The organism is Xanthomonas sp. AM6, assembly GCF_025665335.1.
In the GTDB taxonomy this organism is placed as follows: Bacteria; Pseudomonadota; Gammaproteobacteria; order Xanthomonadales; family Xanthomonadaceae; genus Xanthomonas_A.
The window spans coordinates 979832-992042 of record NZ_CP106869.1 but is presented as its reverse complement, the minus strand read 5'-3'; the positions used below and the strand labels follow the sequence as shown (position 1 = coordinate 992042).

Sequence of the window (12211 nt, the reverse complement as noted above, 5' to 3'; positions counted from 1 at the left end):
GATCTGCGGTGCGGATGAGCGGTAGTTCCGGCGCAGCCTTGCGCACCCGAATACAGCGGGACGCTTTGCGCCGTACCCTCGCCCCAACCCTCTCCCGAGGGGAGCGGGGCTAAGCCGGCTGTTCCCCGTCTTCGATCGGGACCATGGTCCTTTTCGGGAGAATGTGGCCTGCAGGGCCGGATGCGGGGACGGGCGCAGCCTCGCGACCCGCGTCGCACGCCCCTGCAGCGTTCGCCAGCGTGCGCCGCTGCCGCGACGCGCGCGCGGCGATCAGGCCGGCGTCGGCGAATCTGCCGGCGCAGCGTCGCCGTCGTCCTCCGCCAGCAGCGCACCGGCATAGAGCCCGACCAGCATCAGCGCCAGCGAGCCCCAGAACGACGAGTAGAACGCCAGGTGGGTGTTGAACGGGAACACCGTCGCCAGCAGCGCCAGCATCGCCGGCCGCGCCCGTTCGCGCGCCTGCGGCGAGGCGTAGCGCCACGCGCGCCAGGCCTGCGCGGCACCGGCCAGCCACAGCAGCAGACCGATCGCGCCGGTCTCGCTGAGCACTTCCAGCACGATCTGGTGGGCATGGAAGGCCGGCTCGCGGCCCCAGGCGCCGCCGCGCGCAGGGTCCGGGTCGCAGGCGACATAGGCTTCGCGGAAGCCGCGCACGCCCACGCCGTTGAGCGGATGCTGGCGGATCATGCACCAGGAGGCGTTCCAGATCCGGGTGCGCCCGGCCAGCGCCGCATCGAGATCGGCCGGGCGCCCGCTCAGCGCCAGCGTGGTGCGGGCGAAGCGTTCGCGCACCTGTGGCGAGAGCGCGCCGAGCACGCCGGCGACCAGCACCGCGGCCACGCCCAGCGCCAGCAGCCGGCGCATGCCCAGCAGCCGCCGCCCGGACAGCAGCAGCACCAGCGCGTAGGTGATCCACGAGGCGCGCGACCCGGCCAGCACCAGCACCACGCCCACCGCCGCGGCGGCCAGCAGCCAGCCCCAGGCGCCGCCGCGGCGCCCGGCCAGGAACAGCAGGAACGGCGACAGGCTGGCCAGGACCTGGCCGAACTTGAGGTTGCACGGCCCGAACACGCCGCTGAGGCGGTCGGCCAGCGCGATCTCCTGCGGCGTGCACAGGCCGTGGTGGCTGATCGCCCACTTCAGCTGGTCCATCGACCAGAACAACGGGCTGCTGCCGAACAGCGCCTGCGCCAGCGCATCCGCGGTCCAGATCGCGGCGATGAACGCCAGGCCGTTGAAGGTAGTGCGGCGGCCGCGCGGCGTCGCCACCGCCATCGCCACCAGCCACAGGAACGGCAGGAAACGCAGGTCCACCGCCGATTCGCGCAGCGCCAGCGGCACGTCCACCGCGTCCAGCGCCGACAGCGGCTGCGGCAGCCAGTAGGTCAGGAACAGCAGCGTGGTCAGCGCCCACGCCGGGCCGCTGAGCAGGCTGGCGCCGCCACGGAAACGGCTGTGCAGCAATCGCGCCAGGGTCACCAGCGCGCCCAGCGCCAGCACCCCCGCGGCCAGGCCCGGCGCCGGCCACAGCGCCACGAACGCCAGCACCCACACCGGCGCCCAGCGCTCGTTGCGCGCCGGGGTCAGCGGCGCCAGCAGGGAGGAATCAGCTGCGGAGTTCGTCATACACGGCCAGGGTCGCGCGCTGCATGGCCTGCAGCGTGTAGGGAATCTGCGCCGGCGGCAGCGGCGGCTGCGCCAGCAGGCGCGCCGCGGCGGCGTGCAGCGCCGCCGGATCGAAGGCCGGCACCGCGCCGTCGGGCTGCAGCTGCGCCAGCAGTTCGCCGGCGCCGCCGTGCGCCCAGCCCAGCACCGGCCGTCCTACCGCCAGCGCCTCGACCACGGTGCGCCCGAACGCTTCCGGCTTGCGCGACAGCTGCAGCACCAGGTCGCTGGCCGCATAGGCGTCGGCGATGCGCGCGGTCGGCGCGGTGAACGCGACGGCCTCGGCGATGCCCAGCGCGGCGGCCTCGGCCTCCAGTTCCTGCACGTAGGCCGCGCGCCCGGCCTCGCGCGCGCCGGGCAGCCACAGCCGCGCGTCGCTGCCGTCGGCGCGCAGCGCGGCGAGCAGGCGCAGCGCGTCGGCGTGGCCCTTGAGCCGGGTGCCGCGCCCGGGCAGCAGCAGCAGCGGGCCGCGGCCGGCCGTGGCCGGCGCCTGGGTCGCGGCCCAGGCACGCGCGGCGGGATCGGGCTGCGCACGGCGAGGGAACTGCGCCGGGTCGATGCCGCGCGGGATCACCCGCAGCCGCGCCGGGTCGGTCCGCGGGTAGTGGCGCAGCACGTAGTCGCGCACCGTGGCCGACACGCAGATCACCCGCTCGCCGCGGGCCATGATCGCGCTGTAGCGGCTCGGCGAATTGAGCCCGTGCACGGTGCTGACGAAGCGCGGCCGCTGCGCCTGCGGCAGCCCGCGCAGCGCATGCCAGCCCAGCCAGGCCGGCAGCCGCGAGCGCGCATGCACGATGTCCACCCGCTCGCGTACGAACAGCCGGCGCAGTGCCGGCACGTGGCGCAGGGTCAGCAGCGACTTGCGGCCGATGTCCAGCGCGACGTGCTCGGCGCCGGTCGCCGCCAGCGCCGGCAGCAGGCGGCCGCCGGCCGACACCACCAGCGCGCGGTGCCCGGCCGCGACCAGCGCCGCGGCGATTTCCAGGGTCGAGCGTTCGACGCCGCCGGATTCCAGCGCCGGCAGCAGTTGCACCACGGTCAGGCGGTGCATCGCGCCGGCGGTCAGTCGACCAGCACGAAGACCGCGCCGCAGTACGGGCACTTGGCCTCGTTGCTGGGTTCTTCCTCCACCGGCAGGTAGACCCGCGGGTGCGAGTTCCACAACGCCATCTCCGGCGTCGGGCAGCTCAGCGGCAGGTCGGCGCGGTGCACGGTGTAGCGCTTCTCTGCATTGGCGGGCGCGGTGGCGGTATGGCTCATGGCGGTGTGGCACGGCGGGAGGGGACAGCGAATTCTAGCAGCCCGTCCCGCGCGCCGGACCGGGCCCGGAGCGGCGCATGGCGTCGGCGGCCCTGGCCCAGGCCTGTCCCGCAGGTATCGGCTTGATGCCAGGCGACGACATCCACTATGCTCGGGGACACGCGGCGCAAACCTGCCGCTCTGAGGTGTCCCGTGGATATAGGTGTGCGATTGATGCAGGCGCGGCGCAATGCCGGTTTCACGCTGCGCGAGCTGGCTGCCTTGCTCGGCGTGGCGCACAGCACCCTGGGTCACTGGGAGAACAATCGTTCCGTCCCCAATGCCCGGCATTTGCTGAAGATCGCCGAACTTACCGGCGTCGATGCCTACGTGCTGCTGACCGGCAAGCCGTCCAAGCTGAACCAGGGCGACCACGAAAGCCTGCCGCTGCCGGCAGGCAAGCGCCTGGCCTGAGAGTTCCGCGGCGCCGCTGGCGCCGCGTTCGATCCTGCGCAAACCGCGCGGCGGGCGCCGTCATGGCGCCCTGCCTGGCCGGCCAATCGCGGACATCCCGCACCGGCCGCTAAATCGTTCATGCGGCGCGCGCCGATGGCGCGCAAGGGATGCGTCTGTGCGACGCCTGTCGGCCATGCGCCGATCGGCCTCCCCTCGCCCCCGGCCGACGACGCGCTCGATCGGAGCCCAGCGCTTCGCCACCCTGCGCACAGCCGCTCGCCGCCGATCGCCGCAGCGATCTCGATGGCCGTAGTCCTGCAGCGACGGCAACGCCCGACGTGTGGCACCGGGGCATTCGCCGCAGACAGACGCCGCACACGCCGCCTGCATGGGATCGCCGGCCTCCGCGCGCAACCGCCATGGGCTGCGCGCCTTCGCACCGAACGCCCGACGCGCTCGCTTACGGCGCGTTCTTCTCCGCTTCCAGCTGCTTGCGGATCTGCGCATCGACCGCGGCGATCGCGGTCATGTTCATCACCCGGCGCGAGGTGGCGCTGGTGGTGAGGATGTGCACCGGCTTGGAGATGCCCATCAGGATCGGGCCGATCGCCACGCCGTCGGTGAACACGCGCACCAGGTTGTAGGCGATGTTGGCCGCTTCCAGGTTGGGCAGCACGAACAGGTTGGCGCGGCCCTTCAGGGTGCTGTTGGGCATGATCTGCTTGCGCAGCGCCTCGTCCCAGGCGGTGTCGCCCTGCATCTCGCCGTCGATGTTGAGTTCGGGCTTGCGCTTGAGCAGCGCCTCGCGCACCTGGCGCATCTTCAGCGCGTCGCGCGAGTCGTGGCTGCCGAAGTTGGAATGCGACAGCAGCGCGATGTTCGGCTCGATGCCGAACAGCCTGAGCCGGTACGCGGCCTGCAGCGTGGCCTCGACGATCTGCTCCACGCTCGGGTCTTCCTGCACGTGCGTGTCCAGGAAGAAGAACGCGCCCTGCTGGTTGATCACCCCGGTCATCGCCGAGGTCGAACTGACCCGCGGCTCCAGCGGGATCACGCTGCGCACGTAGCCGAGCTTCTTGTGGAAGCGGCCGACCACGCCGGTCAGCAGCGCATCGGCTTCGCCGCGCGCGACCATCACCGCGGCGATCAGGGTCGGCCGCGAGCGCATCAGTTCCTTGGCCGCGGTGACGGTGACGCCGCGGCGCTCGGTCAGCGTGTGGTAGTACTGCCAGTAGTCGTTGAAGCGCGGATCGTCGTGGATGTTGGTGATCTCGAAATCCACGCCGGCGGTGATGCGCAGGCCCAGGCGCTGGATGCGCGCCTCGATCACGTCCGGGCGGCCGATCAGGATCGGGAAGGCCAGGCCTTCGTCGATCACGCTCTGCACCGCGCGCAACACCACTTCCTCTTCGCCCTCGGCATAGACCACGCGCTGCTTGTCGGCGCGGGCGCGGTCGTACACCGGCTTCATCATCAGGCTGGTGCGGTAGACGAACTGGCTGAGCGTGTCGCGGTAGGCGGCCATGTCGGCGATCGGGCGCGTGGCCACGCCCGAGTCCATCGCCGCCTGCGCCACCGCCGAGGACAGCTCGACCAGCAGGCGCGGGTCCAGCGGCCGCGGGATCAGGTAGTCGGGGCCGAAGCTCGGGGTCTCGCCGCCGTAGGCCGCGCCCAGGTCGGAGGCCTCGCGCCGCGCCATCGCCGCGATCGCCTTGACGCAGGCGATCTTCATCGCCTCGTTGATGCCGGTGGCGCCGACGTCGAGCGCGCCGCGGAACAGGTACGGGAAGCACAGCACGTTGTTGATCTGGTTCGGGTAGTCCGAACGGCCGGTGCCGATGATCGCGTCCGGGCGCACCGCCTTGGCCGCCTCCGGGGTGATTTCCGGATTGGGATTGGCCAGCGCGAAGATCACCGGCTGCGGCGCCATCGTCGCCACCATCTCCGGCTTGAGGATGCCGGCGGCCGACAGGCCCAGGAAGATGTCCGCGCCCTCGACGATCTCGGCCAGGGTGCGCTTGTCGGTGTCGCGCGCGTAGCGCAGCTTGTCCGGGTCCAGGTCGGTGCGGCCGGTGTGGATCACGCCGTCGCGGTCCAGCGCCAGGATGTTCTCCGGCTTCAGCCCCAGCGATACCAGCATGTTGACGCAGGAGATGCCCGCCGCGCCCATGCCGGTGGTGGCGAGCTTGACGTCCTCGATCTTCTTGCCGGTCACCACCAGCGCGTTGAGCACCGCCGCGCCGACGATGATCGCGGTGCCGTGCTGGTCGTCGTGGAACACCGGGATGTTCATCCGCTCGCGCAGCTTGCGCTCGACGATGAAGCACTCCGGCGCCTTGATGTCCTCCAGGTTGATGCCGCCGAAGGTCGGCTCCAGGCTGGCGATGATGTCGACCAGCTTGTCCGGGTCGTTCTCGTCGATCTCGATGTCGAACACGTCGATGCCGGCGAACTTCTGGAACAGCACGCCCTTGCCTTCCATCACCGGCTTGGACGCCAGCGGGCCGATGTTGCCCAAGCCCAGCACCGCGGTGCCGTTGCTGATCACCGCCACCAGGTTGCCGCGCGCGGTCAGCGCGCTGGCCTGCTGCGGGTCGGCGACGATCGCCTCGCAGGCGAACGCCACGCCCGGCGAATAGGCCAGCGACAGGTCGCGCTGGGTCAGCATCGGCTTGGTCGCCGACACCTTGATCTTGCCCGGCGGCTGCTGGCGGTGATAGTCGAGGGCGGCCTGTTTGAAATCGTCGTTTGACATCGAGGCTTCTGTGGTCGAAAGGCGCGAGGACCCAGGATTCTACCCTCTGGGCCAGGGCCGAGCCTGTCTTGCGGCTGTCGCCGCGCAGGCCGGTGCCGGAAAACGCGACGCGCCGGCGGGGCCGGCGCGCGCGCAGGGTCATGGAACTCAGCGGATCGCGGCAGGCTCGGCGGCGACGGCCGGCAGCGCGTCTTCGCCGCCGTCCAGGGCGATGCGCAGGCGGTCGCGGTCCAGCGCGTTCTCCCAGCGCGAGACCACCACGGTGGCCACCGCGTTGCCGATGAAGTTGGTCAGCGAGCGGCATTCGCTCATGAAGCGGTCCACGCCCAGGATCAGCGCCATGCCCGCCACCGGCACCTCCGGCACCACCGCCAGCGTCGCCGCCAGGGTGATGAAGCCGGCGCCGGTCACGCCGGCCGCGCCCTTGGAGCTGAGCATCGCCACCAGCAGCAGCGCGATCTGGTGGCCCAGGGTCAGCTCGGTGTTGGTGGCCTGGGCGATGAACAGCGCGGCCAGGGTCATGTAGATGTTGGTGCCGTCCAGGTTGAACGAATAGCCGGTCGGGACCACCAGGCCGACCACCGACTTCTCGCAGCCGGCCTTCTCCATCTTCTCCATCAGCGACGGCAGCGCCGACTCGGACGAGGACGTGCCCAGCACCAGCAGCAGTTCGGCCTTCAGGTAGCGGATCAGCTTGAAGATCGAGAAGCCGCACAGGCGCGCCACCGCGCCCAGGATCACCAGCACGAACAGCAGCGCGGTCACGTAAAACGAGCCCACCAGCCAGGCCAGGTTGATCAGCGACTCCACGCCGTACTTGCCGATGGTGAAGGCGATCGCGCCGAACGCACCGATCGGCGCGGCCCGCATCAGGATGTGCACCAGCTTGAACACCGGCGCGACCAGCGCCTCCAGCAGGTTCAGCACCGGCCTGCCGCGCTCGCCGACCAGCGCCAGCGACACGCCGAACAGCACCGCCACGAACAGCACCTGCAGGATGTTGTCGCCGACGAACGGGCTGAGCAGCGTCTTCGGGATGATGTCCATCAGGAAGCCGACCAGGGTCAGCTCGTGCGACTTCTCCACGTAGCTGTGCACCGCGCTCTGGTCCAGGTCGGCCGGATTGATGTTCATGCCCGCGCCCGGCTGCACCACGTGCGCGACGACCATGCCGACCACCAGCGCCAGCGTGGAGAAGAACAGGAAGTACACCATCGCCTTGACGAAGACGCGGCCGACGGTCTTCAGGTGGGTCATGCCGGCGATGCCGGTGACGATGGTCAGGAAGATCACCGGCGCGATGATCATCTTCACCAGCTTGATGAAGGCGTCGCCCAGCGGCTTGAGCTTCTCGGCGAAGGCCGGCTCGAAGTGGCCGAGCAGCGCGCCGAGCACGATGGCGACCACCACCTGGAAATACAGCTGCCGGTAGAACGGCACATGCCGATGCACGAGGCCGTCGGCCGGGGAAGTTGGGATATGCATGCAGAGCGCTCCGGAACGGGATAGACCGGAGACCCGACCCGGGTCCCGGAATGCTGCCTTTGTACGCGGCAGCGGCTTCTAAGCAGATAACCTATTGGTACTAGTCCCCTGTCCGTGGCGCCACCGACGCAGTTACAGTGTCCCGGCACGCTCACGGGAGGGACGTGCGAGGCGCACGAACGGCGCCGGGCCCCGCCCGGCCGACGCGGCGCTGCGCACCGATCTGCCGCCGCGCTGCCGGTGGCGCATGCGTATTCAGGGGAATGCGCCGTCGCAGGATCGCAACATCGCTGTAAAGAACCGGCGGACGCGTCCGCTAATGCATGCGGGCGGCTCGTTGTTCCGACGGATGCGCCCGCACCGTGGCCGAGGATCGGCCGCGGTCGGCACCACGCTGCACCGCCCGCGCAAGCCTTGCCGTCCGTCGAGTGCCGGCGCGCTTCATTTCCTCATCAAGAAGACATCACACCATGCGCCATACCCTTCTCTTCGCCGCGCTGTGCCTGACCGCCGCCGCTCCCGCCGCCGCCGCCGCCGGCTTCGACGACTGGCCGACCAAGGTCGCCTTCAACGACGGCACCGAGCTGGCCCTGACCGGCAACTACGGCTACGACTGGAACAACTTCTCCGACGACGACGCGCGCCTGGAGGACGACAACGCGTTCCGGCGCAAGGAATTCGGCGCCACGCTGAAGAAGAAGGGCGTGTACGACGCGATGGTGTACTTCGACTTCCAGTCCAAGCTGTGGCTGGACGTGTTCTTCCGCTTCGAGACCAAGGCGCTGTTCGGCAGCGACTACGGCAAGGTGCGCCTGGGCTACATCAAGGTGCCGGTCGGCCTGGAAGGCGTGACCAGCTCGCGCGCCGACAGCTTCCTGGAAACCGCGCTGCCGATCCAGGCGATCTACCAGGGCCGCCGCACCGGCGTGGAATGGACCTTCGAGCGTCCGCAGTACCTGTTGCAGGCCGGCGCGTACGGCGGCAAGGACCTGCAGGGCGACAACCCCGGCACCACCCAGGCGGTGCGCGGCGTGTGGACCCCGTTCAAGGCCGAGGGCGACGTGCTGCACCTGGGCCTGGCGTATTCGCAGGAGAACCCGCGCGGCTATCACAACGGCCTGGACGTGAGCTTCAGCCCGCGCGTGCGCCTGCGCGCGCGCCCGGAAGCCGGCCTGACCGACGTGCGCCTGGTCGATTCGGGCACCCTGGTCGATGCCGACCAGGTGCGCCGCACCGGCCTGGAGGGGATCTGGATCAAGGGCCCGTTCTCGCTGCAGGGCGAGGCGCTGCGCGCCGAGGTCACCCGCGACAACGGCCGCCCCGACTACACCGCCGACGGCCAGTACATCTTCGCCAGCTACGTGCTGACCGGCGAATCGCGCCCGTACAGCGCCGGCAACGTCGCCAACATCAAGCCGGCCAACGCCTACGGCGCGGTCGAGCTGCTGGCCCGCTACAGCCGCCTGGACCTGAACGACGGCAGCATCCTCGGCGGCCGCGAGCACAACTGGACCTTCGGCGCCAACTGGTACCTGACCAGCCACTTCAAGTTCCAGGCCAACTACGTGCGCGCCGATGCCGAACGCGCCGGCGTGCACACCAAGCCGGACTCGATCGACCTGCGCGCGCAGGTGCAGTTCTGATCGACGCGTTCTGATCGGGGTGCACTGATCGGCACATCCCGATCGGTACACCCCGATCGGAACGTCCGGATCCGCGCGTCCCGATCGGCCCCCATCGGCAATCCCGCTCGGGTGACGCCCCAGCGGGAAACGCCGATCACGGCGCCCCGGCCACGACGGCCGGCGGCCCGGTCGCAGCGGCGCAACGCCGCCTGCACGACGCCGCACCACCAGCGCACCCGCTGCTGCCGCTAAGCTGACGGCCATCGTCCGCCCGCGTCCACGTCGCATGTATTCCGCCTCGCGCTACCGCCACCTCGCCCTGCTGCTGCTCGCCGTCCTGGGCGGCATGGCCCTGGCGATGCTGTCGGCCGGGCATTTCGCCGAACAGCGCGCGTTGCGCGCCGAGAGCCGGCAGCTGCGCCAGCAACTGGAGCTGTACGCGCAGACCCTGCAGCAGCGCATCGACCGCTACCGCACCCTGCCGCAGGTGCTGGCGCTGGATCCGGAACTGCGCGACGCATTGACTCGGCCGCTGGACCCAGCCGCGCACCAGCGGCTGAACCTGAAACTGGAGCGCGCCAACGACGTCACCCGCTCCTCGACGCTGACCCTGATCGGCGCCGACGGCGTCGCCGTGGCCGCCAGCAACTGGCGCCTGGCCAGCAGCAACGTCGGCGCCGACTACAGCTTCCGTCCTTACGTGAAACAGGCGCTGGCGCAGGGCAGCGGCCGTTTCTACGGCATCGGCATGACCACTGGCGTGCCCGGCTATTTCCTGTCGCAGGCGATCCGCGACGAGGCCGGGCGCACCCTCGGCGTGATCGTGATCAAGATCGAGCTGGCCGCGCTGGAGCGCGAGTGGCTGCGCGTGCCCGACGTGGTGCTGGTCAGCGACCGCCACGGCGTGGTGTTCCTGTCCAGCCGCGACGCCTGGCGCTACCGCCAGCTGCAGCCGCTCAGCGCGCGCGAACGCGAGGAGCTGCTGGCCACCCGCCAGTACGCCCGGCAGGCGCTGCTGCCGGCGCAGCGGCGCAGCCTGGAGACGCTGGACGACGGCGGCCAGGTGATGCGCATCGGCGCGCCGGCGCAACCGGCGCCCGTGCTGTGGCAGAGCATGCCGCTGGCGGAGAGCGGCTGGCGCCTGCACCTGCTGCACGACATCGGCGGCAGCCGCGCCGCCGGCCGCGCCGCCGCGCTGGCCGCGGCCGGCGTCTGGCTGGCGCTGGTGTTCCTGGGCCTGCTGTTCCAGCAGCGCCAGCGCCTGGCGCGGCTGCGTCAGCGCAGCCGGCGCGAACTGGAGTCGCTGCTGCAACAGCACGCGCAGGAGCTGCGCACCGCGCAGGACGGCATCGTGCAGGCCGCGCAGCAGGCCGACACCGGCCTGAGCCGCAGCCTGGAGCACCTGCCGCAGGGCGTGGTGATCATCGATGCGCAGCTGCGCCTGGTGGCGTGGAATTCGCGCTACCTGGAGATCTTCCGCTTCCCGCCGGAACTGATCCGCATCGGCCGCCCGATCGAGGACGTGTTCCGCTACAACGCGCGCCGCGGCCTGCTCGGCCCCGGTCCGGTGGAAGCGGCGATCCAGCGGCGCCTGGACCACCTGCGCAGCGGCCGCCCGCACATGCGCGAGAGCGAGAAGGACGACGGCACGGTGCTGGAGATCCGCGGCAACCCGCTGCCCGACGGCGGCTTCGTCACCAGCTATGCCGACATCACCAGCTACAAGAACGCCGCGCGCGAACTGCGCTCGCTGGCCGACGCGCTCGAGCACCGCGTCGCCGAGCGCACCCGCGACCTGGCCGACGCCAAGCGCGAGGCCGAGAACGCCAACCGCTACAAGACCCGCTTCGTCGCCTCGGCGGTGCACGACCTGCTGCAGCCGCTCAACGCCGCGCGCATGTTCGTCTCGGCGCTGCGCGGCAAGCTGCACGACGACGATGCGCGGCAGATCGCCGACCACGTGGACAACGCGCTGGTCGCGCAGGACGCGATCCTCAACAGCCTGCTGGACATCTCGCGGCTGGAAGCGGGCACGCTGAAGACCCAGGTGCGCGACTTCGCGCTGGGCCCGCTGCTGCAGACCCTGGCGCACGAATTCGGCATCGTCGCAGAGGACCGCGGGCTGCGCCTGGACTACGTGCCGACCCGCGCCGCGGTGCGCAGCGACGAGACCCTGCTGCGGCGCATCCTGCAGAACTTCCTGTCCAACGCGCTGCGCTACACCCCGCGCGGCCGCGTGCTGCTGGGCTGCCGCCGCGACGGCGACCACCTGCGCATCGAGGTCCACGACCAGGGCCCGGGCATTCCCGAAGCGCTGCAGCAGGAGATCTTCGAGGAGTTCCGCCGCCTCGGCGACGGCGTCGCCCACGACCGCGGCGCCGGCCTGGGCCTGGCCATCGTGGAGCGCATCGGCCGCCTGCTCGGCCACCGCATCGGGCTGCGCTCGCAGCTCGGCCGCGGCAGCGTGTTCGCGGTCACCGTGGCGCTGGGCGACGCCGCCGCCGCGGCGCAGGTGCAGCCGCCGACCGCGGTGGCCAGCGACAACGGCGACGACCCGATCCTGCACGGCTGCCGGGTGTGGTGCATCGACGACGACCCGCGGGTGTGCGAGGCCAGCCGCACGCTGCTGGAGCGCTGGGCATGCCGGGTGGAACTGGCCGCCGGCCCGGACGACGCGCTGGCCGCGGCGCAGCCGGCGCAGGCGCCGGAGCTGGTGCTGCTGGACGTGCGCATGGGCGAGCGCGACGGCCCGACCCTGTTCGCACAGCTATGCCGGCGCTGGAACGCCGAACCGCGGGTGATCCTGGTCACCGCCGAACCGGATCCGGCGCTGCGCGCCCTGGCCCAGGAACGCGGCTGGGGCTTCCTGGCCAAGCCGGTCCGCGCCCCGGCGCTGCGCGCACTGATGACGCAGATGCTGCTGCGTCGCGGCCAAGCTCCTCTTCCACCGCGGCATTAGCCCCTCTTCTCACAGCGGCGCGCC

The 12211-nt window shown here is 71.2% G+C and carries 8 protein-coding genes; 3 read left to right on the top strand and 5 right to left on the bottom strand.

Annotation, left to right across the window (positions count from 1 at the left end; genetic code table 11):
* Positions 1-270: 270 nt before the first annotated feature.
* The 3 genes from OCJ37_RS04110 to OCJ37_RS04100 are packed head-to-tail and all read right to left on the bottom strand — an operon-like array spanning position 271 to position 2928.
* Positions 271-1626, bottom strand: a complete 1356-nt coding sequence (locus tag OCJ37_RS04110) for an O-antigen ligase family protein (protein WP_263112427.1) — start codon at positions 1624-1626, stop codon at positions 271-273.
* Positions 1607-2719, bottom strand: coding sequence for a glycosyltransferase (locus OCJ37_RS04105; RefSeq protein WP_263112426.1), 1113 nt, complete (start codon positions 2717-2719; stop codon positions 1607-1609). Before OCJ37_RS04105 ends, OCJ37_RS04110 begins: the two co-directional genes overlap by 20 nt.
* 11 nt (positions 2720-2730) lie before the next feature.
* The gene (locus OCJ37_RS04100; RefSeq protein ID WP_263112425.1) at positions 2731-2928 is read right to left on the bottom strand and encodes a zinc-finger domain-containing protein; all 198 of its coding nucleotides are present in this window, start codon (positions 2926-2928) and stop codon (positions 2731-2733) included.
* Between the two features lie 213 nt (positions 2929-3141).
* Between OCJ37_RS04100 and OCJ37_RS04095 the strand changes: the two genes are divergently transcribed.
* The gene (locus OCJ37_RS04095) at positions 3142-3381 is read left to right on the top strand and encodes a helix-turn-helix domain-containing protein (RefSeq protein ID WP_263112424.1); all 240 of its coding nucleotides are present in this window, start codon (positions 3142-3144) and stop codon (positions 3379-3381) included.
* Between the two features lie 442 nt (positions 3382-3823).
* On the opposite strand, the gene OCJ37_RS04090 is transcribed toward OCJ37_RS04095, so the two are convergent.
* Together OCJ37_RS04090 and OCJ37_RS04085 are read right to left on the bottom strand one after the other, a co-directional pair.
* Entirely contained in the window at positions 3824-6118 is a 2295-nt protein-coding gene (locus OCJ37_RS04090) for an NADP-dependent malic enzyme (protein ID WP_263112423.1), read from the bottom strand.
* A gap of 147 nt (positions 6119-6265) precedes the next feature.
* Positions 6266-7603, bottom strand: a complete 1338-nt coding sequence (locus OCJ37_RS04085; protein WP_263112422.1) for a dicarboxylate/amino acid:cation symporter — start codon at positions 7601-7603, stop codon at positions 6266-6268.
* 470 nt (positions 7604-8073) lie between these two features.
* Between OCJ37_RS04085 and OCJ37_RS04080 the strand changes: the two genes are divergently transcribed.
* Positions 8074-9246, top strand: a complete 1173-nt coding sequence (locus OCJ37_RS04080) for an OprO/OprP family phosphate-selective porin (protein ID WP_263112421.1) — start codon at positions 8074-8076, stop codon at positions 9244-9246.
* A gap of 268 nt (positions 9247-9514) precedes the next feature.
* On the top strand, positions 9515-12187 hold the full coding sequence (locus tag OCJ37_RS04075) for a hybrid sensor histidine kinase/response regulator (protein ID WP_263112420.1): 2673 nt from the start codon (positions 9515-9517) through the stop codon (positions 12185-12187).
* The last annotated feature ends 24 nt before the right edge of the window (positions 12188-12211 follow it).